Source organism: Sorangium sp. So ce726, assembly GCF_051521405.1.
Classification (GTDB): domain Bacteria; phylum Myxococcota_A; class Polyangia; order Polyangiales; family Polyangiaceae; genus Sorangium.
Map to the genome: position 1 here is coordinate 12622676 of NZ_CP150349.1, position 25644 is coordinate 12648319.

Annotated in this window: 18 protein-coding genes; 7 read left to right on the plus strand and 11 right to left on the minus strand. The window is 68.9% G+C overall.

All coding sequences use genetic code 11. From position 1 onward, the window contains the following. Positions 1 to 345 precede the first annotated feature (345 nt). The 3 genes from WME79_RS47020 to WME79_RS47030 form a co-directional block, all read right to left on the minus strand. Complete coding sequence (locus WME79_RS47020; protein ID WP_437528940.1) at positions 346 to 2466, minus strand: FtsX-like permease family protein; 2121 nt, start codon at positions 2464 to 2466, stop codon at positions 346 to 348. Beyond that, entirely contained in the window at positions 2467 to 3231 is a 765-nt protein-coding gene (locus WME79_RS47025) for an ABC transporter ATP-binding protein (protein WP_437528943.1), read from the minus strand. 315 nt (positions 3232 to 3546) lie between these two features. Continuing rightward, complete coding sequence (locus tag WME79_RS47030; RefSeq protein ID WP_437528946.1) at positions 3547 to 6531, minus strand: LamG-like jellyroll fold domain-containing protein; 2985 nt, start codon at positions 6529 to 6531, stop codon at positions 3547 to 3549. A 308-nt stretch (positions 6532 to 6839) separates the two neighbouring features. On the opposite strand from WME79_RS47030, the gene WME79_RS47035 reads away from it, so the two are divergent. Further along, positions 6840 to 7922: an AraC family transcriptional regulator gene (locus tag WME79_RS47035; RefSeq protein ID WP_437528949.1), complete on the plus strand. Its 1083-nt coding sequence runs from the start codon at positions 6840 to 6842 to the stop codon at positions 7920 to 7922. Positions 7923 to 8047: 125 nt separating this feature from the next. On the opposite strand, the gene WME79_RS47040 is transcribed toward WME79_RS47035, so the two are convergent. Further along, entirely contained in the window at positions 8048 to 9796 is a 1749-nt protein-coding gene (locus WME79_RS47040) for an endo-1,4-beta-xylanase (protein WP_437528952.1), read from the minus strand. Between the two features lie 247 nt (positions 9797 to 10043). On the opposite strand from WME79_RS47040, the gene WME79_RS47045 reads away from it, so the two are divergent. Together WME79_RS47045 and WME79_RS47050 are read left to right on the plus strand one after the other, a co-directional pair. Then, entirely contained in the window at positions 10044 to 10202 is a 159-nt protein-coding gene (locus tag WME79_RS47045) for a hypothetical protein (protein WP_437528954.1), read from the plus strand. A 123-nt stretch (positions 10203 to 10325) separates the two neighbouring features. After that, positions 10326 to 11735 carry a histidine kinase dimerization/phospho-acceptor domain-containing protein gene (locus WME79_RS47050; protein ID WP_437528957.1) on the plus strand — a complete coding sequence of 470 codons (1410 nt, stop codon included), beginning with the start codon at positions 10326 to 10328 and terminating at the stop codon, positions 11733 to 11735. A 61-nt stretch (positions 11736 to 11796) separates the two neighbouring features. Here WME79_RS47050 and tnpC read toward each other — a convergent pair whose 3' ends face one another. The 3 genes from tnpC to tnpA are packed head-to-tail and all read right to left on the minus strand — an operon-like array spanning position 11797 to position 14404. Next, the gene (tnpC, locus tag WME79_RS47055) at positions 11797 to 13689 is read right to left on the minus strand and encodes an IS66 family transposase (protein ID WP_437528960.1); all 1893 of its coding nucleotides are present in this window, start codon (positions 13687 to 13689) and stop codon (positions 11797 to 11799) included. Between the two features lie 50 nt (positions 13690 to 13739). Continuing rightward, a complete protein-coding gene (gene tnpB / locus WME79_RS47060) occupies positions 13740 to 14069 on the minus strand; it encodes an IS66 family insertion sequence element accessory protein TnpB (RefSeq protein WP_437528963.1) in 330 nt (109 codons plus the stop codon). A 23-nt stretch (positions 14070 to 14092) separates the two neighbouring features. After that, on the minus strand, positions 14093 to 14404 hold the full coding sequence (gene tnpA, locus WME79_RS47065) for an IS66 family insertion sequence element accessory protein TnpA (protein ID WP_437528966.1): 312 nt from the start codon (positions 14402 to 14404) through the stop codon (positions 14093 to 14095). Between the two features lie 33 nt (positions 14405 to 14437). Here tnpA and WME79_RS47070 point away from each other — a divergent pair, with 33 nt between their 5' ends. Continuing rightward, a complete protein-coding gene (locus tag WME79_RS47070; protein ID WP_437528968.1) occupies positions 14438 to 14722 on the plus strand; it encodes a sensor histidine kinase in 285 nt (94 codons plus the stop codon). Between the two features lie 521 nt (positions 14723 to 15243). Here the strand turns inward: WME79_RS47070 and WME79_RS47075 are convergent. Further along, entirely contained in the window at positions 15244 to 15966 is a 723-nt protein-coding gene (locus WME79_RS47075) for a hypothetical protein (protein ID WP_437528971.1), read from the minus strand. Between the two features lie 789 nt (positions 15967 to 16755). Between WME79_RS47075 and WME79_RS47080 the strand changes: the two genes are divergently transcribed. Together WME79_RS47080 and WME79_RS47085 are read left to right on the plus strand one after the other, a co-directional pair. Next, positions 16756 to 17193 carry a hypothetical protein gene (locus tag WME79_RS47080; RefSeq protein ID WP_437528973.1) on the plus strand — a complete coding sequence of 146 codons (438 nt, stop codon included), beginning with the start codon at positions 16756 to 16758 and terminating at the stop codon, positions 17191 to 17193. Positions 17194 to 17381: 188 nt separating this feature from the next. Then, the gene (locus WME79_RS47085) at positions 17382 to 18839 is read left to right on the plus strand and encodes a peptidoglycan-binding domain-containing protein (RefSeq protein ID WP_437528975.1); all 1458 of its coding nucleotides are present in this window, start codon (positions 17382 to 17384) and stop codon (positions 18837 to 18839) included. A gap of 171 nt (positions 18840 to 19010) precedes the next feature. Here the strand turns inward: WME79_RS47085 and WME79_RS47090 are convergent, their stop codons facing one another. The 3 genes from WME79_RS47090 to WME79_RS47100 form a co-directional block, all read right to left on the minus strand. Then, complete coding sequence (locus WME79_RS47090; protein ID WP_437528978.1) at positions 19011 to 20414, minus strand: sigma 54-interacting transcriptional regulator; 1404 nt, start codon at positions 20412 to 20414, stop codon at positions 19011 to 19013. A gap of 295 nt (positions 20415 to 20709) precedes the next feature. Further along, on the minus strand, positions 20710 to 21321 hold the full coding sequence (locus tag WME79_RS47095) for a hypothetical protein (protein ID WP_437528981.1): 612 nt from the start codon (positions 21319 to 21321) through the stop codon (positions 20710 to 20712). Between the two features lie 376 nt (positions 21322 to 21697). Further along, positions 21698 to 22111 carry a hypothetical protein gene (locus tag WME79_RS47100; RefSeq protein ID WP_437528984.1) on the minus strand — a complete coding sequence of 138 codons (414 nt, stop codon included), beginning with the start codon at positions 22109 to 22111 and terminating at the stop codon, positions 21698 to 21700. A gap of 1787 nt (positions 22112 to 23898) precedes the next feature. On the opposite strand from WME79_RS47100, the gene WME79_RS47105 reads away from it, so the two are divergent. Continuing rightward, positions 23899 to 25596, plus strand: coding sequence for a hypothetical protein (locus WME79_RS47105; protein WP_437528986.1), 1698 nt, complete (start codon positions 23899 to 23901; stop codon positions 25594 to 25596). The last annotated feature ends 48 nt before the right edge of the window (positions 25597 to 25644 follow it).

The window sequence follows — 25644 nt, forward strand, 5'->3', positions numbered from 1 at the left end:
CGCCACGCGCGGTGCGCCCGCCCGTCCCGGCGGGCGCGGAGAGGGCACGTCAACGCCAGGGACGCTGGGCGCGCTGGCTCGCCGTCAACGGCTAGCGTGGCTGTCCGTGACAGTTATTTTCGAGAGCGAGTTGCCCGTTGCGGTGAACGCGCCGGAGGCACCGTCGCACATGCCCGCGGGGATGTGGTCGCGCTCACGATATGCCACGTGGCTTGTCATGCTGGACGCCTCTGCGCAAGCGCCGTGTCCGAGCGCTTCGCGGCGTCCCGCCGAGGGCGATCGGGGGAGAAGAGCCCGCGACGGCCGGGCGAGTTTCGTGAAGGACGGGCGCGCCTCTGCTCGTGGTTACTCGTAGTGGACCGACTCCGCCGCGTTGCTCCGCCCCGCGCTCCGCGCGGGATAGAGCGACGCGAAGAGCGCCACCACGGTCGCGCCGAGCGCCGTGAACAGGCCGTACTCCGGCGGGATGCTGAGCTCGACCTCGAAGGTCGACACCGTGCGCAGCGCGCCGAGCGCCGCGGAGCCCAGCGGGATGCCGAGCAGTACGGCCAGCGCGCCGCCCAGCGCGCCCACCAGCGCGCCTTCCATCAGGACCATCCGGCGGACCTGCCCCGCCGTCATCCCGAGCACGCGGTGCAGCGCGAGCTCCCGGCGCCGCGCGTGCAGCGCCAGGACCATCTGGTTCGCGACGCCGATCGCCGCGAGCACGGTCGTGAAGCCGAGGATCATGTCGAAGATCACGAAGTCGCGCCCCGTCGCCTTCCGGCGGACCGCCTCGATCTCGGGCCCCGTCAGCATCCGGACGTCGCGCGCGCGCGGCACGTCGGCGAGGAGCTCGGCCCAGGGCGGCGTCGCCGAGCCGCCCCGCGCCGCCGCGGCGCCGGTCTGGGGATCGGCGAGGGCGATCGTGTGGCCGATCGCGGTCGCGTACGGGGAAATGACCGGGAAGTCGGACGCGTCGATGACCGCGTACGTGCGCAGGTTGCGGTACGCGCCGGCCGCGTGGACGTAGCCGAGCTCGTCGGTGATGCCGACGACCTCGAGGCGGCGCGTGCCGGCGCGGCCGCCCACCTCGAGCTGGTCGCCGGGGCCGACGCCGAAGCGGCGGGCCATCATCGTGGAGACGAGCGCCTTGCCCGGGCCGAAGCGGCGGGCGAGCGCGATCGACTCGGCGCGGCCCGTGGCCTCTGCGAGCGCGAGGAGCTCGTCGGCGGGGACGGCGTAGGCGACGTTGGGCCAGGGGGTGCGGCTCGAGAAGCGCGCAGCGACGAGGCGCTCGGGCAATCGCGGCAGGAGGCGCTCGGCGTGGCCGAGCGGCTCGTCCGGGTAGAGGAACGCGTAGGGCGCGAGGGCGCGGCCGGCCCAGGCCGAGACCTCCTGCTTGAGCGCCGTCGTGGCGATGTGCAGCGCGAGCAGGAGGGCGAACACCATCATCACGCCGCCGACGCTCCAGGCGAGCTCGTGGCCGCTGTGCTCGACCCGGCGCCGCAAGAGCAGGCGCTCGGCGGCCCAGCGGCGCGGCGCGAGGCGGACGGCGAGCGCGCCGAGGCGCGCGACGAGGTCAGGGACGAAGACGATGGCGGCGAGGAACGCCGCGCACGCGAGGCCCGCCTCGAGGACGAAGAAGGCGAACAGCGGGACGGACTCCTGGAAGAACGGGCGCAGCAGGCCGTAGACGAGCACCATGAACGGCAGCGCGAGCAGCGTGACGCCGCGCATGCGCCGCCGCTGCTCGGCGCCGCCCTCGACGAAGCGCGGGCGCAGGGCGCGCGCGATGTCGAGGCGGAGCGCGTCGCGCACCGGGCGGAGGACGCCGAGCAGCGCGGTGAGGGCGCCTGTGCCGCAGACGAGCAGCATCGCGCTCCAGGGCAGGACGATGGCGTTGAGCGGGATGCGCGAGCGGCCCGTCGTCGTGATGCCCGCCTTCGCGGCGAGGTACGCGAGCGGGATCGACCCGAGCAGGCCGAGCGCGGCGCCGCCGACGCCGAGCAGCAGGGCCTCGAGGACGAAGACCGCCGCGACCTGCGGCGGCAGCGCGCCGGCGCTGCGCAGGAGGGCGATCTCGCGGCGGCGGCGCTCGACGGCGACGTTGAAGGTGAAGAAGACGATGAGGGCGCCGACGAGGAACGCGGAGAGCGAGCCGAGGCGGATCGCGGACCGCATGATCTCGTAGTCCTCGTGGGTCTCCTCCTGGGCGTCCTCGGCGTTGATGGGCTGCCCGTCCGGGCGGAAGCCGCGCAGGGTGATGGTCTGATCGGTGAAGACGGGGAGGTCGGGGTTGGTGACGGCGCTCCTCGCCTCGACGGCGCGCGTCCCGACGTCGAGGATGAGGACGACGTTGACGGTGGCCGTGCCGAGGGCGACGCCGAGCACGGCGGCCATGGCGCCGAAGCGGTCGGCGCGCAGGTTGCGCAGGGCGAGGATCCGGACGAGCGGCTGGAAGAGGGCGCGGAGGAGGAGGAGCATTCAGATGCCGAGCTCTTTCAGCCGATCGTGGACAGCGGCCGAGGTGACGGCGGGGCCCGCGAGGGCGGCGTCGTGCAGGAGCAGGCCGTCGCGCATGAAGACGACGCGGTGGGCGCGGGCGGCGTCCTCGGCGTTGTGCGTGACGAGGAGCATGGCGCTGCCGGCGTCGCGGAGGGCGTCGGCGAGCAGCGCCATGATGCGGCGGCCTGTCGCGACGTTGACGTTTCCGGTCGGCTCGTCGGCAAGCACGAGCGCGGGGCGCCGGACGAGGGCGCGGGCGATGGAGATGAGCTGCATCTCGCCGCCGGACATCTGCGACGGCAGGTGCTCGGCGCGGGCGCGCATGCCGACGCGATCGAGCATGCGCGACGCGGCGTCGTGGTCGGGCGCGGCGCCGTCGATGAGGTAGGGGAGGATGATGTTCTCGTAGCCGGTGAGGGTCGGGACGAGGTTGAAGAACTGGTAGACGATGCCGACGCGGCGGCGGCGCAGGAGGGTCCGCCCGTGCTCGTCGAGGGCGGCCATGTCCTCGCCGAGCACGCGGATCTCGCCGCGATCGGGCGACTCGAGGCCCGCGACGCACGAGAGCAGCGTGCTCTTGCCGACGCCGGAGGGGCCCATGATCGCGCACATCTCGCCGGCGTGGATGTCGAGGTCGACGCCGCGGAGCACCTCGATGGGGGTCGCGCCGAGCGCGTGGGACTTGTGGAGGTTGCGGACGCGGAGGACGGCCTCGTCGGAGGCAGGGGTCGAGGGGGTGCTCATGGGCGTGCGCTATGCCGGGCTCGGCATGTGCTTCGGCATGTGCTGAAGACTCGAAATGAGTCTATCCCCATGGTGCTCGACGATGCGCGTCCTTCCGGTCACGGAGAGAACATTTCCCGAAGGATGGCGAGGGGGCGCGAGGGTCGCCGGCGAGTTGCGACCAGGATGGCGGACGAGCGGCGAGCCTCCGGTTGCCGTCGGTTGCCGTCGGTTGCCGTCGGTTGCCGTCGGTTGCCGTCGGTTGCCGTCGGTTGCCGTCGGTTGCCGTCGGTTGCCGTCTTGCGCGCGCAGCCGCTGAGCGTCCTCCGCCTCGGGTCAGCGCAGCGGTCTCGGCAGCGCGGCGATGTGCTCTGACTTCTCCCACGTCCTGATGAACGTCTCGGCCGACTGGTCGCGCAGCGCGGTCAGGTACTCCGGCCGCAGGCCGACCTCCTCGAGATCACGGTGCAGCTGGGCGATGAGCCCGTGGTGGGCGTAGCCGCGGGTGTGAAAGTACGCCTTGTCTTTCTCGTCTTGCTCGCTGTAGTGGCTCAGGTTCGCGTCGACCGACAGAGCGCATGTCTCGAACGACCCGATTTCCTCCTTGCATTGAGCGCACTCGTCCCGGCCGCCCAGCGTCTCTATGCACTGAGCGATGGTGTCGCCCCCGCACCAGTCGTTGCGATCGGTGGTGTAGCCGAGCCGCGGGGCGACACCCCGCCCGAAGCCCTGAAAGTCGCCGGCCCACGCGACGCGCATCCCCGTCATGTCCGCTGCGTACGCCACGCTCTGGGCCAGCGACCGCGTCGAGCCATTGCAGGTGTTGTCGACGCCCGAGTTCGGGTAGTCAAGCGCGACGTCGCCGCCCGTGAAGTGGCCTGCGAAGCCCTCGGTCTCGGCGATCATCTGCAGGGCATTGTCGCCCAGCTTGCCCTCCCAGCCGGCGCTGCCGCTGGCGCTGACGCGCCGGGCGTAGACGTGGCTCGCGACGAGCGGGTAGCCGTAGCGCGCCGACGAGAGCTCATACACGTCGTCGATCGCCGCCTCGGAGATGTGCCCGATCTCGAGCAGCATGCCCTTATCCATCATGCGCTCGACGATCAGCCCGCCCTCGTAGGTCAGCCCGAGCGTGTTCTTGTCCACCGCGACGGGCGCGCCGTGAATGGTCGAGTCGCCCCCGGCCACGACGCTGCCGCCCGGATGGTACTTGAAGCCGTTCCAGGCGCCGGGGTTGGTCAAGCGCTCGGCGAGCTTGAGCGAGCAGAGCTCTCCGTAGCTCGTCGCGTACTCGGGCGAGCACCCGAGCTGGTTGGTCTGGTTGACGGCATAGGGATGGTCAGGGTCGGTCGCGAAGGGGTCATCCGGGTCGTTCTGGCACTGCACGTTGTACAAGAAGCAGTTGAGGAACGACTGCTGCGCGGCAAATATGGGCTCGTAGATGGCCGTGCCGGCGATGCGCGTGTTGAGCGAGTGCGCGAGGAAGGCCGTACGGGCCCCGAGGGCGTGGTAATAGTCGAGGCGGTCGATCGGGTTTTCGTACGGGGACCACGTGTAATCGGCCTCGATGCCGATCACCATCGCCATCTTGCCGTCGTGGATGATGCGGCGGGCCTCGGCCGCCGATTCGGCGATCTCGAGAAAGTCACCGTGGTTCTGGGCGAACCGCCTCAAGAACCCGATCTGCCGGACGATGCTCTCGTTCGAGTCCGCCATGTCGCACCCGAACCCGTCCTCCCGGTCGGGCTCGGGGTTGGTGCCCACGCCGGCTTGCACGACCGAGCAGAACGGGTAGTTCTCGACCGCCTGAGCCACGATGAGCTTGAGGCCGCCGTCGAGGGCGCGGCGCAGGTGGCCGTGCCAGTAGCGGGGGTGGGCGGTGGTGTCCCATTTGGGCCACTCGAGGTAGTCGCGCTCGGGGTCGCCGGTATAGCCGTCGGTTCGCTTGGGGTTGCATTCGCCGATCCCGCCGCCGTGGCAACAGACGTCGGCGCCCAGCATGTGCCCCTGGCCGAACTCGCAGAGGCCGGCGACGCCGGCATGCGTGTCGTCCGAGCCGTCGCAGCTCCGCATCGCGTCGGCCTCATCGCCCTCGACAGAGCCCCAGAACCACTTGCCGCTGAAGGCGAGCTCGGAGGCGACGTGCTCGTGGGTTGCGGCGGCCCCGGACACCTCGTAGCCCGTCGAGGGTACGTCATCGAGGGTCACATGATGGATCGCGCCCTCGGTCAGGCGAACGCGGTCGATGTCGGGCGCGGTTCGGCCCCAGCTCGAGAAGACGATGGTGTTCGCGCCACCGTCGAGGTCGACGCGCAGCACCCGCGTGGTCGGCGTGTAGAAACTGCCGTCGGTGAAGGGCACGAACGCCGGCGATCCGCCGTTGACGCTCACCAGCGCTTCGCGCTCGTCGCCGAGCCAGTCGACCTCGAGCAGGTAGCGCCCGGCGGCCGGCGCCATGACATTCTCGAAGCGCAGCGACGAGCCCACGCCGATGCCCCGGACGACGGCGCCGCCCGAGCAGCTCGACGCGCAGCTGGATTCGTCGACGTAGGCCCCCTCCAGGACGTTCGACGGCGCCTCGGCCTCGTAGACCGCGGGTAGCGCCCAGGGTGGGGGCGGGGGCGAGCTGGCGACGGCGGAGACCTCGCTGGCGCTGAGGGCGCGGTCATAGAAGAGCACCTCGTCGACCTTGCCCTCGAAGGAGTCCCACGACGGGTGGTTGCCGATGACGATGGGCCGGCTCGACGCTTGCGGCGTGCCGCTGGCGGGCTTCGACGCGGCGAGCTCGCCGTTGATGTAGAGCGCGACGCGGCTGCCGTTGTACGACCCCGTGACGTGCACCCACGGGCCCGCCATCGCCGGCGCGGTGACCGAAATCACGTTGCCCCACTGCCCGCCTGGAAACGTCACGGCGAACATGAACTTGTTGCCGAGAAACCACAGGCCCCACACGTCGGGCCCGTACCAGCGGTTCACGACAGCGCCCGGCCCGGAGGGCTTCACCCAGGCGGCGATCGTGAAGGTGGGCACGGCGAAGGCCGAGGCGTTCGAGACCTCGACCCGGCTGTCGGGAGCGCCGTCGAAGATGGCCCCCTCGTTGTAGCGCCCGTCGTCGCAGAAGGCGGTGCCGTGGAGCTGGGCGTGGTGGGGTGTCGCGCCCTGATCGACGATCTGGCCTCCCTCGCAGGCGTCGAAGCTCCAGTGCCCGAACGGCTTGGGCACCGACGCGTTCTGCGCCGCGGTCGTCTTGGGCGCGACCACGGCCGCGAAGAGCGCGAGCGCGAGCACGAGCGCCCGGGGTAAAATGATGGTTCGACGATACACCTCAGCCTCCTTCCGATAAGAACCCGAGACCACGAAGATCCGCCCTGACGTCGGCGCTGCTCGGCGGTCGTGCACGACGCGCCCCGGCGCCGGCCCTCGCGCCATGACCGCGCTCTTCACGCTCGGCGGCCGGGGCGCGCCCGACGGCCCCTTCGCGGCCTGTGCGGGGCGCCGGCTCGGGCCCGACCCAGCAGGCGCAACGACGGGTAGGCCTATCGTGCGCCCGGAGCCGTTCGGCCTTCCAGTGGCATGAGCCGCCACCGCGTTGTCATTTGACGCCAGGGCCCGGCGGGCGCGATCATTCGGGCGTGAAACGAGGTGCGCCCGGGCCCCCCGCTCGCCCCGCCCCGTACGCCGATTCGCCCCTCTATCGCTCGTTCGTCGTGCGCCCGGCGCTCTGGTGGGCGCAGCGGGCGGGCGCCGACGCGGTCGGGCTCGCCGCGCGCTTCGGCCTCGGGCCCTCGGCGCTCGAGGACCGCGCGAGCGTGATGCCGCTCGCCGCCTACCGCGACCTCATCGACGCCTGCGCCGAGGCCGCGCGCGAGCCCTTTCTCGGCTTTCGCATCGCGACCTCGCTGCCGCGCGGCTACCTCGGCGTCTTCGAGCTGAGCGCCTCGTCGGCCCCCACCGCGGGCGAGGCGGCGGCCCGCTTCGTCAAGTACCTGCCGCTCGTCAACAACGGGCTCTTGAGCGCCCGGCTCGACCGCCGAGGGGGCGAGGTCACCGTGCGCCAGTGGATCGATGGCGAGCCCCTGGCGCAGGGCCGGCACGGCAACGAGTTCATCCTGACCGCGATCCTGCGCCAGTCGCGCGAGTTCACCGGCCAGCACGTCGTGCCCCGCCTCGTGCGCCTCGCCCACCCCCGCCCGCCCGACGTCGGCGAGCTAGAGCGCTGGTTCGGCGCGGAGCTCTGCTTCGGCGGCGGCGAGAACGCGATCGTCGTCAGCGAGGCCGTCATGGCCTTGCCCCAGGTGGCCGCCGACGGCGCGCTGCTCGAGGTGCTCGACCAGCACGCCACGCGCATGCTCGACGAGCGCGCGGAGCGCCCCGACGACTTTCTCACCCGGGTGCGCCGCAGCGTCCGTGAAAACCTGACCCACTCCGAGGCGCTGTTGCCGCGCGTCGCGTCGCTCCTGTCGTCGAGCCCGCGCACGCTGCAGCGCGAGCTGACCGCACGCGGCTACTCGTTCCGGCGCCTGGTCGACGAGGTGCGGGCCGAGGTCGCCCGCGCCTACGCCGCCGAGGGCACGCTCGGCGTCGGCGAGATGGCCTTCCTGCTCGGGTACGCCGACACGCCGAGCTTCGTCCGCGCCTTCCGCCGCTGGACGGGCCAGACCGTCGGCGGCTACCGGCGCGACGCCGCCCCCGCCGCCGGCCCCCCGCCGCGGTGAACGCCGGCGTCGGAGCGGGCGATTCGTGCGGCAAAGATGATGGTATTGCCACGCACCTGGAGAGCGCTCGCTGCCCCGCGACGCCGACGACATCGCGCGGCGCGCCTCATTCACCGACACCTGGATCAGCGCGCGGACAGGGGCTGGATCTTCACGTCGGCCGCGCACAGCTCCACGTCCGCCGCAGGCCCGTAGAGCTTGAGCTCGATGGTGATGGGCGCCGCGTTGAAGCCGAGTCCGAAGTTGCCCGCGAGCTCGATCCAGCGCCCGTCGGCGGCCACGATGGTGGCGAGCGAGAGGTCTCGCGGCGCTTGCCCTTCCTCGGTGATCGTCAGGGCGGCATTGACGGTCTGGCCGCTGGCGCCGCCCACACGTATCCAGCTGGAGAACGTGAACGGGCCCCCTGCGGCGAGCGGCTCCACCAGGGCTTCCTGGCGGAGCCCGTGGCTCGTCTCGGTCCGTCCGCTCACGCAGGCTGCAGCACCTTCGCGATCGCTCGCGGCGCCCACGCTGAGCGCTCCGCCCGTCGCCGCCCAGCTTGCGTCGCCGCTCGCGAAATCTCCGTTCCTGAGGACATTGTCTCCCACGACGGAACGCAGACCGCGCAGCCCGTCCAGCGTGCCCTCGTAGGCCGGCTTCGCCACATACTCTCGGTCGTACAAGAGCGCGTCGTCGGGGTTGCCGTCGTCGTTGATCCAGGAGTGCTTGTCGGTGAAGCCCCAGAACGTCACCGCCTCGCAGGCGGGCTCGGCCACGCAGGCGCCCACGATCTGCTGAAAGGCCACGCGCTGCGCTTCCCAGCGGCTGTCGCGCGTGCCGGGCAACAGCAGGGTGCGCGCGTCGAGCTCGCTGATGTTGACCTTCAAGCCCAGGTCCGCGAAGCGACGGATGTTCGCGCGGAGGTTGCTCTCCGCCGGATAACGATGAATCGAGACGTGCGACTGGAAGCCGATGCCGTCGATGGGCACGCCGTTCGCCAGGAGAGCCCGTATCATCTCGTAGGTGAAGTCCGATTTGGGCCCGATGCGCTCGATGCCCACTTCATTGTAGAAGAGCAGGACGTCGGGATCGGCGGCGCGCGCCCAGCGGAACGCGTCTTCGATGTAGCTGGGCCCGAGCTTCCGCCAGAAGATGCTCTCGGTGTACTTGGAGCCGCTGTTGATATCCACGGCTTCGTTGACGACATCCCAGGCGCGGATCCGGCCCCGGTAGCGGTCCAGGGTCGTCTCGATGTGGCTCTTCAAGGCGGCCCTTAGATCGTCCGCGCTCATGTCCTCGTTGAGCCAGGACGGGGTCTGCTGGTGCCAGACGAAGGTGTGACCCTTGATGGCCTGCTCGTGCTCCTCGGCGAACGCGACGATCTCGTCGGCGTCCGCCCAGGCGTAGCTGTCGGCGGCCGGCGCGAGCGGACCCCACTTCATGGCGTTCTCTGCGGTGACGTAGTCGAATTCGCGGGCGAGGATCTCCCGATACACCGGCTCGTCCCGCAGCGCGCTCGCGTCCACCGCGGCGCCCAGGAGCTTGCCGGCTGCTGCGGCTGCTTTCCGCAGCTCTCCGAGCTCGTCCCCGCCGGCACCACCGGCACCGGCGTCGCCGCCGGTTCCACCGGCGCCGCCCTGGCCGCCGGCTCCACCGGTGCCGGAATCGCCGCCGGTTCCGCCAGCGCCGCCCTCGCCGGCTCCACCGGTGCCGCCCTGGCCGCCGCCGGCTCCGCCGGTGCCGCCCTGGCCGCCGGCTCCACCCGCACCGCCCTGGCCGCCGGTTCCACCTGCGCCGGCGTCGCCGCCGGTTCCGCCAGCTCCACCCTGCCCGGATGCAGCCGGAGCGGGCTCGTTCTCTCCGCACCCAACCCCCGCCATCAGCAGGCATGCCACCAAGCTCACAACAAGCGGCGAAGCGCCGAGTCTCGCGGGACGCTTACGCTCTTTGTTCTGGAAGACTGGCCGGCTGTCAGGGAGCACGATGTCGCGGAGCGGATGGGTCATTGGCGCGTCCTGGGCTTTCGCCCCGCCCGGACCGGGCGAGGGGCGCGCACGATACCAGAATTGGCCGTGCCCATGGCGATGGCCGGACGCTTACGGCGTATCGAAGCCGCCTGGCAACGTCGTGCAGCGTGAGGCCGTGCGCGTTGAGCTCCAGCGCCCGCTCGAGATCGACGCGCAGAATCGGCCGCCCGATGCGCACGCCCTGGCGGCGCGCGCGCTCGATGCCGGCCTCCTTGCGCCCGCTCAGCCGAACACCTTCCTGCTTTATTCCGTTGCCATCGGCCCCCAACACTGACCGGGAGATCTGGGAATGCGTCCAAGCGCTCGGCTGGTATGATCCGGAGCCTCGGTGACGCCCACTGGCACGAGCACCGTCGCGTCGCTTAAGAATCATTTCAATAAGGACGTGGGTGCATCGATGCGGACGATCAAGCAGATCATCGCGGCGCACGCATCAGAGATCGTCGCATCCTGGGCCAACGAAGCGAACAGGGCAGCGGCGGCGCGGGGGCTGGCGAGCCCCGAGCTGACGAACATGATGCCCAAGTACGTGCGGACGCTTGCGCGTGGATGGGACGGGGAGGAAGTGCGCCGCGAGCGAAACGAGCTCATCGAGAGCCATCTGTCCTCACGCTTGCGTGCCGGCTTCAGCCTCGAGGAGGCGCTGGAAGAGTTCGCCATCCTCGGGCGTGCCATCGTGCGCACCTGGGCCATCGCAGGCGCCGACGAGCAGCCGAGCTTGGAGGAGATCGAGCGCCTCTTCGCCGAGATCCACGCCCGTTCCGTGTTCATAGCGCAAGCGTTCCGGCAACACCTCCTGGAGGACGAGCAAACCGAGAAGCGCTACCTGCGGCTGCTCCATGAGCCGTTCTTGCAGCCGGCCGAGGGCGAGGCGCCCCTGTCGTCGGAGCGTTTGAGGAAGGTCCTCGAGGTCGTCATGGAGTCGATGGGCGCCGATACGGCTGCGCTGCTGTTGCACGACATCAAGACCGGGAAGCTGGAGATGGTCGCTTCGGTGGGCCTGGCCGATGAGCCATTTGTCGAGTACGTGCGAATTGTCGACGAATCGTCCTTCGCAGGCGCCGTCGCCTTGCGGGACTATGCGATGTCGATGCGCGACGTGGAGACCACGTTGCTCGACGTGCCGGATAGGCTCCGGCACAGCGGCATCCACTCGCTGCTCGGCATCCGTCTCCCGCCGCAGCGTTCTCTCATGGGTGTCGTCTACATCGGCCTCCGTGAAGAGCGGACCTTCACCGCCCGTGAGACGCGGCGCATCGAGGCGGTTGGCGAGCGGCTCGCGCTCCACCTCGATAACGCCAGACTCTACGCGGAGCTGCTCGACCAGCTCGGTGCCCTGCGCGCCGAGCGCGAGCTACGAAACCAGTTCGTCTCGGTCCTGGCGCACGATCTCCGCGGTCCGCTGACGGCCGCGAGGCTGGCTGCGACGATGCTCGCCGCGCAGCCGGACGCGAACGGGCCGGGCGTCGCGAAGCGGGTCGAGGTCGTCGTCCGCAACCTGGATCGGGCGGACCGCATGGTGACCGATCTGCTCGACGCCGATCGGGTTCACGCCGGCCGGCGTCTCTCGGTCATGCTCGAGGAGTGCAACCTGAGCGAGCTCGGCCGCGAGCTCGTCGACGAGATCGCGGCCGATCACCCTGGCCGCATCGTGCTGCATGCGGACGAGGGCGTCCGAGGGATCTGGGGCGCCTCGGCGCTTCGACGCGCGCTCTGGAACCTGATTTCGAACGCGCTGAAGTACGGCGCGAAGGACGCGCCGATCACCGTCGCCATCACGAAGCGGCGGGACGTAAGCGCTGCATGAGGCGCCGTCGACCCCAACGCCGGTCGGCCGGTGCAGGATGGGGGCGATGGAACCGGCTCGGTCAGCTCGTCGCGCGCTGCTCCTCCGCGGGAAGCGGAGGAGGCACGGTGATCGGCCCGAGGGGAACCTTCAGCTCGTCGACGACGAGCCGGGCGCGGGTGCGCGCCCAGTACCTGGGGGCGAGTTCGAGGTAGCGCTCGCGCGACCAGTAGGGCATCACACGGATGACGTCGGCCAGGTAGGCCTCGGGGTCGAGGCCGTGAAGCTTACAGCTCGCCACCAGCGAGAAGAGGTTGGCCGCGGCAGAGGCGTGGTCGTCGCTGCCGAAGAAGAGCCAGGACTTTCTCGCGACGGCAATGGATCGCAGAGCTCGCTCGCTGGCGTTGTTCTCCAAGCGCAGGCGGCCGTCGTCGAGGAAACGCCGCAAGGGCTGCTCCTGGTTGAGGGCGTAGCCGAGCGCGGTGGAGACGAGGCCGCGCTCGCGGGGACGTGCGTGCTCGGCCCTCGCCCAGGCAAAGAACGCGTCGACCAGCGGGCGGACGACGGTGTCACGGCGCACCTTGCGCTGCGCGGGCGCAAGATCCGCGAGCTTGCGATCGGCGGCAAAGAGGGCGTTGATACGGCGCAGCCCCTCGACACCGAGCTCGTGCTTGCAGACCGCCGCCTCCCAGAAGTTGGTACGGCAGTGCGACCAGCATCCGACTTCGGTCGGAGGCGGACCGCGCTGCTCGTTGGCAGCAGCGCCCCTCGGGGGTGTGCCGCGAAAGAGGGCGTCATAGATGGCGTGGGCGTCTGCCTGAATATACCGCGAGAAGCCGCGGAACATCTCGCAGACCGCAGCGCTGGTATGCTTGGGCTGGTATTCGAAGAAGACGTGATCCTTGTCCGCGAGGACGACGAAGAAGTGACCTTTGCGGCACGGTCCGGGCTTCTTGTCCTTGCGCTCCTGGATGGATCCAGGCTGTATAGAGACCCCAGTGGCGTCGGTGGAGAGGCAGAAGGCGGTCTCGAATGCCTCGTTCCGCGCCGCTTGGACGATGGCGCCCAAGGTCGCGCCCGCGTCTTCGGCGTAACGGCACATCGTGCCGCGATCGAGCGGCGCCCCCTGAAGCTCCAGCTGCTGTTCCAGTCGATAGAACGGGACACCGAGCAGGTACTTGCTGGTGAGGATGTGCGCGATGATCGACGGTGCGAGAAACGACCGTCGGAACAGCTCCTTGGGAAGCGGCGTCGTGATGAAGGCGGTGCACGTCTCGCCCATCGGCGCCGGCTGCGGCGTGTCCAGAGTTGTGGAGGAAGCGCTCAGCTTGCCGGCCGCCGCCCTGTTCTCCGCGCTGACGCTCGCATCGGGCGTCGGCGTCTGGACTTCCTTCGCGACGACCTGCAATGGGGCGGTTTCCACTTCCCCAGAGCTGCCCACGTCCGTGACGGACCTCTCGACCTTGTACACGACACGTGCGAGCACGATGCGGCGCATTCCGCCGCGCTCGTAGCCGAGTCGCGAGGTCTCCTCGACGCCGATGCGCGTCGCCGTCGCATCGAGCTCGGGGCAGGAGAGCTCAATGCGGACGACGGGCAGGTCCGACTCGGACAGGTCGCGACGGCCCTTGCCGCCGGACCTTCGTTTCGGCCCCTTGGGGTCGTCGTGCTGCCGCTCTTCGCCGCTGTTGCGCTCGGCAGCGTCGAGCGCTTTCTCGAGACGCTGAACCTCGAGGAACATCGAGTCGAACGCGAGCTGCTCCGCGCTCACCTCGGCGCGCTCCGCCTTTGCCACGAACAGTCGATGTCGCAGAAGCTGGAGCTGCTCGAGCGCACGGGTGTAGGCGCGCCGAAGCTGCGCGAGTGCATCGCGCGCTCCCACGAGCTCGCTCTTTGCCGCGGCGAGCTCTGCTTCGAGCTGCGCGATGCGCTGCTGCTCGGGCGTCGGCCTCGACGTGTCGGCGGCGTCGTGCACGACGCCGCTCTACGAAAGTCGGGCGTCGTTGTCGAGCGGATTCGTGCGGCTCAGTGAACGCGGCGCGGTGCGCGCTTTCGCGGTTTGGACGTGGGCGCGATCTCGATGCCGTCGAGCAGCGTCTCGAGCGTGGCGTCGTCCACCTCGACGTGGGTCGCCCCCTCGGCTGGCGGGTCGGGAAGCGCGAACATGCCGCGATCGAGGCGCTTTGAAAACAGGCAGAGTCCGCTGCCGTCGAAGAAGAGAATCTTGATGGTGGTCCGCCGCTTGCCGATGAACGCGAACAGCGCCCCGCAGCGCGCCTCGTACCCCACGCGCTCACGAATGAGACCCGAAAGCCGCTCGAAGCCGTAACGCATGTCCACCGGCTCCAGCGCCACGAACACCTGCACGCCCGCCGGGATCATCGCGCCGCCCCGCCAAGGGCGCGGACCACCTCCGCCAGCAGCGTGGGGTCGAATCCCGCGGCGACTCGCACGCGCACGCCGCCGACCTCGACGACAAGCTCCGGAGCGCTGCTCGTCACGGCGGGCGCCTTCGGCACCAGACGCAGAAAGCGCGGGGGCTCGGCCCGCGACAGTCGACTCGACCAGCCGTGCAGCGTCGAGGCCGCAAAGCCGCGGCTCCGCGCAAACGCCTCCGCTGTTTCACCGCTGTCGCGCCACGCCTGAACGCGCTCGGCCCACATCGCTTCTGTCGTTCTCGTACTTGTCATGCACACCATCATGAACTGGAGCGCGCGTCCTGGGTGAGACGGCGCTTCACGCAGCGCTTACGGCGGGACGGCGTCGAGGTGAGCGTGCACAACGAGGGCGAGCCGATCCCGCCGGAGGCACAAGAGACGCTGTTCGATCCGTTCATGCGCGCCGCAGGCGAGCACCGCGCACACGGATGGGGCCTCGGTCTGATGCTGGTACGCGCCTGCGCCGAAGCCCACGGCGGGAGCGTCCACGTGGACAGCGCTCCCGGTCGCGGTACGACGTTCACGATGCGGCTGCCAGCGGACGCGCGGCCGGCCCAGGGCTGGGCGTGAGGCGTTCTGCTCGTCTCCGTCGGCTGCCTTGAACAGGCAGCCAGCTACGCCGGCTCTCGGAGATCGAGCCGGGGCGTGTCTTCGCCGAGCGAGCACGAGCGGGCCGGGCCGATTTGCTCGATTTCTGAGCGGTTTCTCTGGATCTCGGGTGTGTTGATCTGGTTCTTTGAGCCGATTCTCTGAATATGGCTCTAAATTGTCTAATTTAGAAAGATTATTCTCTTGATTTGGCTCTAAACTGTCTAGATACGAGAGCAGATTCTCTGAATGTGCCCCGTGCTTACCTGAAATTCTGATCTTTTTGTCTAGATTTCGTCTGGTTTCGTCTTGTTTTTTTGCCAGGATGTCCCGATTCCTGGTCCCCACGCCCCGTCGCATCGTGCATCGTGCGGCGCGAAGGTCGAAGCTCACGTCGGCGAGCTCGGCCCGCTCTGGACGGTTCGATCCCGGTCCGCCGCGCTTCATGCTCTGCCAGATCGCCTGGGGTGCCGGCGAGCGCCGAGGTCGAGAGCCTCACCGGCCTACCATGCGTCTGAAAAACAGCAATCGTATAGCCTGGCCTCTCCCAAACGTCGTAGATTGGTCGCCACGTCCAGCACGACCACGTTGCCGACCTCCGGCGGCATGCGCTCGTATCCCCATGTCGCTTCGATCTCCTGGGCGATCCCCGCAGCGTACGGCTGCTCATCGGGCGATAGATCGAAGCAGATGATCTGCCGCGTGGGTTTATCTTCCATCGAAGGTGGCTCAACAAGCTCGGGCTTGACCAGCTTGATCAGCTTGCCAACCCAGACGGGCACGATGTAGACCGTATCATGGACGAGGATCGTGACGGCGCGAGGTGGCGTCGCGCGGAGCGTCTTCTCCCGCTCTATCTCCTCGAGATCATCAACGAGGCGCGAGCTGTAGACGATGTAATAAGGGACCAGGAAGCTCACCCTCAATTCAACTTCATGTCGGTATTCTCCAATGGCCTTCGGAAGATAGAGAGAGCCGGAATAACAGGCGTCGTGACTTCCCGTCGCGAGATGGACCGAGAAATTGTCGACCTCGTTCTCGGGGAACTGTTCGCGCAGGCGCCGCAGCATTCCAAGCCACCGTTCGCAATCGACGCCGGCTCGGCGACGGGCGTCCACCAGCCGGCGATCCTCTTCTGTTTGCACGCGGCGAAGATCTTCGTACGGAACACGCCGAGGGTAGTAGCGATGTACGACGTTGAACAATTCCTCGACCGCGTGCTTCATGGCTGTGTGACTCTGGATCCAGCCACGCGCTTACGGAGGCTGACGTACCACGATATCCCAGCATGCGGGCCTAACGCGAAGCGCGGAGCAATGCCAGCCTGGATCCAAGGCAGCTTACACCGGCGCTCAGCTCGGATGCCTCTGCCGGCGTCGAAGCGACGCCAGGCACGAGAGCGAACATCGCCTCCGATGCGACCCGTCGGCATTCCGTTTTCATCGGTTATTCCCCCTCTGGCACCGCCCGAGAACATGGCGATGTAACCAATTCTTGTGATGACAGGATTGACGTCAAACGCAACATAGAGGAGATCATCACAATGGACATGAGTCGTACCGTCCAGAGCGTGGGCCATTGCACAGCTGTACGCGGCGCCAGTATTGGTCAAGCTGCTGTCACTGGCGGTATGTCCGCATGGCCGTGAGAGCGCACGGACGGCGGTGCGCCCTGGGCTGCACGACGTCGCCCGTGTACCAGCGCTACGAGCGAGCGCGATCCGCCGCGACGCCCTGGCCCATTCCACGACCAGATCGGCCCGCGTGCGCCTTCCCACGGGAGGTCGCGACGACTCGGTCAGGCCGCACCGGGATGAGAGAAGGTCGGCGGCCCTGGCTTTAAGCCGGAACCAATCGAAATCGTTGTGGTTTCTTCCGAGAGTTCGCCGGCGGAGGGACGAAGCCTAAGGACGACTTCGCGCTGTCGAGGCGTTCTCTGCAGGCTCGGGCGCACGCTCCTGCCCGGACGGAATGCACTCACTCTGCTCGTCAGCGCGTTGTGGTATTCTTCGTTGCATGAAGACGATGGCGTTTGGAGCGGTGGGCGAGATCTTCGTGCTTCTACAAGGAAGCATGGCTCCGTCCGACGAGGATTGGAACCTGTACCTCGACGCGATCGTGGCTCATTTTGAGGGACGGACCCGTACGCGTACGCTGATCGTGACGGACGGCAGTGCGCCGAGTCCGGCCCAATGGCAGCGCATGATGAACCACCCGTGTTCATCCTTGTTTCGCATGCCGAGCAAGATCTGTCTGGTGACAGGATCGACATTCGTTCGTGGAGTGGTCGATGGCATGGATACGCCAGCGCTGAATCCGTTCAGTGGTAAATATCAGGTCTTTACGCGAGGCCAGATCATGGATGCGCTGCGGGCGCTGGATGCATCGCCCGTCGAACAGAGGGCGGCTGTTGAACTCGTGGACCAGCTCCAGCAGACGCTCGGCAGGAGCTGAAGGGGCTTCGCGCCGGGCTGATCGTCGCGGCCCGATGATGAAAAGGAAAGGAGTCCCACGGTCTCAACGACGACTTCGCGGTGCCGAACCAGCCGCGCACCGCAATTCCGCCTGACGCGCGCACCGATGGGCGCGGCGTGGTACCCTGGGACGGACCCAGCGCGCCTGGTGATCGCAGGAGGGGACCCATGGGGGACAACGGGAACACAGGGCTCGGCGCCCCCGAGCTAGCGTCGAACGAGGGGTTGAGATCGGTCGCTGCGGGCGGCGCGACGCTCGCGCAGGGGGCGCACGGCGACGGCGTGCGCGCCCTGCAAGAGGCGCTCGGCGCGCTCGCGCTTGGCGACCCGATGAAGGCCGACGGCTCGTTCGGGCCGAAGACGCACGCCGCCATCGTCGCGCTGCAAGCCGCGGAGGCCCTGCCGCAGACGGGCATCGTCGACGCCGCGACGGTCGCCGCCCTCGATAGGCGCCTGGCGGCACGGCGTACGCCCTCGCTCGACGAGGCCATGGCCAGGGCCGCGGGGCTCAGCCCGGAGGAGGTGGCGGCGCTCGGCCGCAAGCCGTCCGCGGTCCAGGCGGTCGCCGCGGCCTCGCGTACCGATCAGGGCTATTTCACGGACGCGAAGGGGCTCCCGCGGGTCGTGCCCGGAGCCGAGCCGGACCCGGACACGCCGCCGCCCGCCGTGGACTCCGTCGGCGACAGGCCCGCGACCGCCGCCGCTGGTGCGCTCGCCGCCGAGCGGAGCGCGCGCCTCGACGAGGTCCGGCGTGCGCTCCGGGGCGACGCGCGCGCGCTGGCCGCGCTCGACAGGCTGCTCGCCGCGGGCCGGCTGCACGCGGGGGCGCTCCTGCCGAACCTCGCGACCATGGCGGGCGTCCGGCGCGATGGCAGGCTCGTGCTCGAGGGCGGCATCGATCCGCACCTCGTGCTCGCGCAAGCGATCCGGCACGTGGACAACCCGCTGCGCGTCAAGCAGGGGGCGCGCCACGGCACGTGCGGCGCGGGAACGATGGAGTACGTCCTGCTGCGCGCCGATCCGGCCGAGTTCACGCGGCTCCTCGACGGGATCACGCGGGAGGCGGGCGAGGTGACGCTTCGCTCCGGCCGCGTGCTCAGGATGCCGCGCAACGCGATCTTGCGCGACGCCTCGGGCCGAATCGACATCGACCGGATGTTCCAGTCGGCGCTGATGAACCACGCGACGCTGATGAGCTGGATCTTCGATTACGACAACCCCGAGGACAACGACACGTTCTGGGCTGCTCTGGGGGGCGACTCGCGCGTCCCGCTCGGCAATTTCACGAGCCTGTTCCAGGACATCATGGGCGGCAGCTACACGAGCGTCTCGGCGCTGCTGCGCAGCGGCGCGTCCGTGGCTGAGGATGTCGCCGGCGCCCTGGGGCGCGGCGAGAAGGTGCCGGTTCTCCTGAAATGGGAAGGTGGCTACCACTGGGTCGCGGGCGAGAAGATCGAGCGTGGGGGCGATGGGACACCCGTTTCCGTGATCCTGCGCAATCCTGCGGGGTCGGACGGCTGCCAGGGCAACCCGCCGCGCGCGCCGCTGCCGGAGGGGGGCGGACGGTTTCGGATGACGTATGCGGATCTCTCGGCGCATATCCGCGGGGCGACCCTCAGGGGATGAGCCTCGCGGGGAGGGGAGCCCGGCAGGTCGTAGGGTGAAGGCGGGGCCTTTGACGCGTGGGATAAGTGCACGAACCTCTCGCCTACGCCGAGCGCGCGGACGATCCGGTACCGGCGCGCGAAGGTCGCGTCGACGCTCAGGGTGTCCGATGTCGCGCCGCCGGGGCGCGCCTCAGCGCCGGAACGCGTCGGCATCGAGTCCATACCGTTTTATCCAGCGCTGGATCTGCATCCTCGCCTTGCCCATCGCGCGCGCGATCGAGGCGATGTTCCCCCGGTGCTCGCGTAGGAGCGCCAGGAGCGCGTCGCGCCTCGCCTCGTCGTCGCCCAGGTCCGCCGCCCCGGCCTCGCCGCCCGGCTGCTGGATCGCGGCCGGCAGGTGCTCCAGATCGATCGTGCCGCCGCCGTGCGCGAGCACGAGCGCGGACGTCAGGCACTGATCGAGCTCTCGCACGTTGCCTGGCCAGCGGTACATCAGCAGCGCCCGCGCCGCGCGCGGGTGGATCTGGAGGCGATCGGTGAGGGCCGGATCCATGCGCCCGAGGAGCGCGCCGGCGATCAGGCCGAGGTCCTCGCGGCGGGACCGGAGCGCGGGCAGCTCGACCGTGTGCCCGGCGAGCCTCGCGTAGAGATCGGCGCGGAACTCGCCGGAGGCGATCATGCGCACGAGGGGGCGGTGCGTCGCCGCGACGACGCGCACGTCGACGGGGACGGCGCGCGCGCCGCCGACCGGGCGCACCTCTCGCTCCTGCAGCACCCGCAGGAGCGCCGTTTGCGCCGGCAACGGCAGGTCGCCGATCTCGTCGAGGAAGAGCGTCCCGCGGTCCGCGTTGCGGACGAGGCCGGGGCGATCGTCGATCGCGCCGGAGAACGCCCCCTTCCGGTGGCCGAAGAGCTCTCCCTCGACGAGATCGCGGGGAAGGGCGCCGCAGTTGACGGCGACGAGCTCCCCCGGCCGCCCGGAGAGCGCGTGGACCGCGCGCGCCATGACCTCCTTGCCGGTGCCGGTCTCTCCGTGGAGCAAGATGGAGAGCGGCGATCGCGCCACCAGGGCGAGCCGCTCGAACAGCGCGACGATCTCGGGCAAGACCGAGACGAGCCCCGGGGCGGGGGCCGCCGCGGGCAAAGGCGCGGCGATCGTCGCGTCGCCGTGCTCGGAGGCGAGGGCTTCCCGGAAGATGAAGAACGTGCGCCCGAGCTCGATGAGGTCGCCGTCGGCGAGCACGGCGGACGACTGCGGCGTCCCGTTGACGGAGCTGCCGTTCTTCGAGCCGCAGTCCTCGAAGGTCCACCGCCCGAGGATCCGGATCACGCGGGCGTGTTTGGAGGACAGCCAGGGGTCGTCGAGCCGGATATCGACCCACCGCGCGCTCGTGTCCGCGGCGGCCGACATGCTCCGCCCCGGGCCGCGGCCGACGCGCACTTCATCGATCGACTCCAGGGAGACGCGCGCCGGAGGGCTGAACGGCCGATGGCTCTCGAGGACGAGGAAGAGGCAGGGGCCGCGCCCCGGACAGCGAGGCTCCTGCGGTCCGCCGCTCGCTGACAGGGTGCTGCTGTCGACGCTGCCAGGCACGGCTCCGTGACTACAGGGGCGAACCGCGGTGGTCAATAGCTCCACCGGAGCGCTCGTGAGGCGGCTTCGGGCGCTGCTTCGCCGAGGTTTCCGAGCCACCGGCCGGTCGTCGTCCTGGGCCGCTCGCAGCGCGCGCTGGCGTGGACGGAGCGGCGCGCGGGGCGGGCCCTCGCGGCGGTCTCCCTCACGGCTCGAGCTGCGCTGCAGGCACCCTGCATCCGTGCACGCGCAGCGCAACGGCGGCACCACTCTAGCAGAGTTGACGCCCAGGCTTCGCCTGGCGCACCGAATCCACTCAGTTGAGGATGGGGAGCTCCGCCCCCTCCTTGGCCAGGTAGACGACGGTCCTCACGGTGCCGTCCGGGTCTCTTCGCAACAGACCACCGCCACCTGCCCCCTTCCAGCTCCGCATGCCTCCGCCGTAGATCGCGGTCGTCATGAAGGCGTGGAAGGCGTCCTCCGTGGTATGGGTGAGCTCGACGCGACAGAGCGTGGCCCGACAATCCGTCGAGACCAGCCGTGTGTTTCGATCGGTCAGCGGTCGGACCATCTCGTCGACCTGAGCGGCAGCGCCCCGCGACCAGCTCACATCCGGCGCCTGCGCCGAGAAGGAAAGCTCAAGAAACTCCTTCTGTTCCTCGTGCGACGGGGCGTCCTGCGGTGACGGCTCGCTCGAAGGGGAGGAGGGCTGGTCCGAAGGGCCAGGGCTCTCGCTGTCCGCCCCATCGACGGTGTCAGGGGCCGCCCTTCGCTCCATGGTGATGACGGTCGGTGTCCGGCGCGGGCTCCTGTCGACACTCTCTACCTTGTCGGTGAGGTCGTCGAGCGAGCTCTGCATTCGGTCGAGCGCTACCTCCGCCTGGCTCGCCCGGCGCTCCACGAGGACGAAGGCGCAAGCCGCAGACAATAAACCAACTCCTACGAGCCACCTCGAAGTTTGCATCGTCAGCTCCAGACCATAGGGCCTCTCACGACGAGGGCCATTTCAACGTCTCGGGTTCACTCGGAGCGATGACCACGGAGCGCCGCAGATCGGACGCCGGCATCGGTCTCGGGGGCACCCCTTTCAAGGTGACTCAATTGCAGGATGTGTGGCGAGCTCACCGGGCAGAGTTGTCACCTTGAAAGGGATGGTCTCAGGGGCATGCACGATCACGCCAGTGGACAGATGCGCCTGCACGGTCGCGAGATCACGAGCGTCCTTTGTCCGCGGCTCTGGCGAAAAACGCTGCGACCAGCGGACGGATCGCGCCATGTGTCCGATGACGTGACCCTGCCTGGTCTCAGGGGTTGAAGTTGATCGACGCAACCCCGCGGTTGTTCGGCACGTCCCAGCAGACGAGGCGCAGGCTGGCGCCGCCGCCGACGTTCACGGAGAAGCTCCGCATCTGCTTCCCGCTTGGATTGAACGTGTCCGTCGCTCCCCACCAGCCCCAGTTGCCGCCTTCCCCCACGATCGACTGGGCATTGCATGAGAACGACCCATACCCATCGCCGTAGGACCAGGCATTGATGGTGTGCGCGCCGCCGTTGTCGACGGGAGCTTCGAAGACCAGCGTCTGCAGCGCGCTACAATTGCTGAGGGCGGCTCCCCAGTTCTCCGAGACGCAGTCCTGCGCCCCCGCGTTGGGAAAGGGGGTGAAGGCCCCATAGCCCGTCAAGGTCCGCGCGCTGGCCGCGCCGGAGGTCGTGCTCACGGAGAGCGCCGCCAGAGCCCCAACAAAAAGCATTCGACGATAATTCATGAATTCAACCCTCTTGGCTGTGGTTCGACTCGACGCCGCAGCCGCGCTGCGCGCCGCGCAGGAGCCTCTGGCACATCCCGGACCAACCTGGAGATCATGGATCGCAGCGTGTTTTCGCTGGACGGTGCGATCGGCGGATGAGCCCCGGGGCGGGCGCGCGGGGCGGGCCCTCGCGGCGGTCTCCCCCGCGGCCCGAGCTGCGCTACGGGCACCCTCCTCCGTGCATGCTCAGCGCAACGGTGGCGCCACAGGTGTTGCAACGGGTTGCGTTGGGCGCTGCGCCCGAGGCCCGGAGGGGCTGTGGCCAAGAGCGCGCCGCGCCGTCCGGCGCTCGCGCGGACCGCGACGCCCCGATCGCCGGCGCTCACCCCCGTCCGACTTCTCGCTGTAATGCTGGAGATCGGCACGAAGGAGCGAAGCGAGATGCGCGAAGCTGGCTGGCACAGATCTTGAGCAGGAGCACCAACATGAGCCTTCGATCTATTCTCACCACGCTCGTCTTCATGCTCGCCGCCCTCGCGACGGGGTGCGGAGCCGCAGAGCCGCTGGAAGAGGTCACGGACTCGACCCAGCAGCCGCTGCGCACGCCCGATTTTCGGATGCCTCAGAATCGGCTTCCCCCTGGCGCGATCGACGCGAACCTCGGCCTCCTGGAGCATATCTGGAGTTATCCGCTCACGAAGTCGGGGTTCCGCGACCTCCTGCGGAATCACCCGGGCGTTGCCGATCTGTTCAATACCGGACAGCCTACGAGCGCCGAACGCCTCATGGAGGTGATCGTCTCGTGTGCGCTTGATCCGGAGCAGGGAGTGCCGGCCAAGATCAATAGTCATGGAATGACGTCATCGCATGTTTGGTCTGGCGAATTCGGACTTTGCACCGAGCGCGCGGGCACCTGGGGTGGCTCGCCGGGGTATGGGTATCCGTCGCTCGGTTCGGGCGCGTGTCGGGAGGTCGTCTCTGGTTGCGTCCTTGCACGGATGAACGCGCTCGGTAAGCATGTTCCCATCTCGCTGCGCGTCGCGTATTTGGAGGGACATCCGGGCGAGTTTGAGCCTGCGGCCAAGGTTCGGGTCCGGACTGCGCTCCGTGATGGGCAACCCGTTGGAGGAGATTTGCAACCGGAGTTCGTGGGAATTTGCACGCGGGGTGAGATGGTTACCTTGCAGCGCAACGCGTCGACCAGGGTGCGCGTGTGCAAAGGCATCCATGGGTGTGACCCCGGCGACCAGCATTCGAACACGCCTGGCTCCTCCCATGTCTATGCGGGGTTTGTGGGGGATTTCGAGGCGGGCAGCGGACCTATCACGTTCTCGTGCCCCGCGGACGTGAGCACCGCGCCGAACGGTCGGCATGATCGTGCCTACTTCAGCGCCATGGTAGACCCGGCCGTCGCCGGATCGCCCCCGAGAGATCTCATCGCGGCGTTCCGTTCCGAAGTTCCATTCGTGCATTATCCCGCGACGGAGCGGGAGGTGTTTACGTATCCCGAGGGCGCGTTCTATGGCGACATCTTTCCTGTCCCAACATTGCGACCCATGGAGCGCAGGGCGTGTTACAGCGACATCTGGCAAGCAGGTACCGCGTACCTCGCCGATCGATTTTGCGCAGATCCAGGGAATGCTTCGAGTTGCCTTTTGACGAGCGCGACCCTCGCCTGTCAAGACGCCTGCGCGGACAGGAGCCCAGACGGCGCCTACGTCGGCTGCTCGGTCCCGAGTATTGCAAGCTTTCAGTATATGTCGGCGGTCACCGTGTTCCTCAACGAGCCCAGCGTCATCTCCAGTGACCCGGCGGCCTCGGCGATCGTGTCCACCCACGACGAGTGCACGCCCGGCGCGCCGCTCGCCGATGGGAGCAGTCCTGTCGTGACGAGCGTCTGCGCCGTGGACCCCTACTGCTGCGAGTCGGCCTGGGATAGCTCGTGCGTCGACGAGGTCCGGACCGTGGCGCACAGCGCGGCGTGCGGTCCTGCCCCCTGCGCCCACTCAACCTGCGTCGAGGGGGAGGCGCTCACCCATGGATGCAGCCCTGTCGTGACGAGCGTCTGCGCCGTGGACCCCTACTGCTGCAACACGGAGTGGGACGACTCGTGCGTCGCCGAGGTCCAGAGCGTGGCGAACAGCCAGGCATGCGCTTGCAGCCACCCCGCCTCCACCACGGGCGCCGCGCTCATGAACGGGTGCAGCCCTGCCGTGACGAGCGTCTGCGCCGCTGATCCCAGCTGCTGCAACGCCGCCTGGGACGATTTGTGTGTCGAAGCGGCGACCGTGGCGAGCGGCCCGGCGCTCCGCTCCGCCCCCTGCGACCACCCGGTATGCGATGCGGGCGCTGCGCTCACCCTTGGGTGCAGCCCTGTCGTGACGCGCATCTGCGCTGTGGATCCCTACTGCTGCGCCAACGGTTGGGACCGTATCTGCATCGACGAAGTGGCGACCGTGGCGCAGAGCCTGGAGTGCGCCGCCGGTGCCTGCGGCCACACGCTCTGTACGACAGGGGAACAGCTCACCTCGGGCTGCGACGTCCCGCCCCTCCCCTCGAGCTGCGTGGGGAGCATCTGCGCGGTGGACTCGTACTGCTGCGATGTCGCGTGGGACGAGATCTGCGTGGGCGAGGTCGCGAGCGTGTGCGGCAAGACCTGCGACACGTGCTCTGGCACGCTCCAGCTCACGGAGTGTGCCGTCGACACGATCGGGTTCGTGAACAGCATCCTCGGAGCCGTCAACGCGATCGATGTGCCGCTCGCGACGAGGTCCGCGGCCGACATGCTCTCGTGCCCGGCAGACACGGGCGTAGGAGAGGACTATCTCAACGTCTTTTCGTCCGTCGGCCCGCTCCCCAAGAGCTGCAATCGCGTCGGCGTCGACGACTGTGCCGATCCGGCGCGCTCGAATTACTGGGTGTCCGTGGTCGACGATCGGCGCGCTGGCTCCCATGACAGCGCCCTCTATAATTTCAGGGTCATCTGGGGGTCGGAGGTGGAGGACTACCGGTTTTACGGCGCGTGCTCCCCGGACCCGAACGGGTTCGACAACCCGGCCGCGGGCATCCCGAAGCTGCTCGAGCCCGTGAACGACGTGGACGGGGACGGCGTCATCGGAATTCCCTCCCCGCGGCACGCCGGCAAGAGGATCGTCAACTACCAGAACCACGTGTACGAGCTCCGTTTCTACGTGCCTGACGGCAACGGCGGGAAGACGTACATCGAGAAGGGCACGATCGCGCAGATCTCGAGCCCCTTCCTCGTGCCTGCCTCGATCCCGCTTCCGGACGCGACCAGCGCCGATCACGACGCGCCGTACAAGAGCGCGTACGTGGCCGTGAACATCACGCCGAGGGATCCGGCGGGAGCGGTCTTCACCGCGCTCATCGAGAACAACTACGATGATACCGTGTATATGCAATGGAAGCAGCAGCCGACCTGCGGCGGGCAGTGATCCAGCGGGGCCGGCGCCGTGCCGGCGACACGGCGAGCCCGTCGCCCC

Excerpts from the sequence above, each read along its gene's own strand:
- WME79_RS47050 (WP_437528957.1), top strand. The coding sequence starts at position 10,326 with ATGCGGACGATCAAGCAGATCATCGCGGCGCACGCATCAGAGATCGTC.
- WME79_RS47085 (WP_437528975.1), top strand. The coding sequence starts at position 17,382 with ATGGGGGACAACGGGAACACAGGGCTCGGCGCCCCCGAGCTAGCGTCG.
- WME79_RS47025 (WP_437528943.1), bottom strand. The coding sequence starts at position 3,231 with ATGAGCACCCCCTCGACCCCTGCCTCCGACGAGGCCGTCCTCCGCGTC.
- WME79_RS47075 (WP_437528971.1), bottom strand. The coding sequence starts at position 15,966 with ATGAAGCACGCGGTCGAGGAATTGTTCAACGTCGTACATCGCTACTAC.
- WME79_RS47020 (WP_437528940.1), bottom strand. The coding sequence starts at position 2,466 with ATGCTCCTCCTCCTCCGCGCCCTCTTCCAGCCGCTCGTCCGGATCCTC.
- WME79_RS47080 (WP_437528973.1), top strand. The coding sequence starts at position 16,756 with ATGAAGACGATGGCGTTTGGAGCGGTGGGCGAGATCTTCGTGCTTCTA.
- tnpA (WP_437528966.1), bottom strand. The coding sequence starts at position 14,404 with ATGACAAGTACGAGAACGACAGAAGCGATGTGGGCCGAGCGCGTTCAG.
- WME79_RS47105 (WP_437528986.1), top strand. The coding sequence starts at position 23,899 with ATGTCGGCGGTCACCGTGTTCCTCAACGAGCCCAGCGTCATCTCCAGT.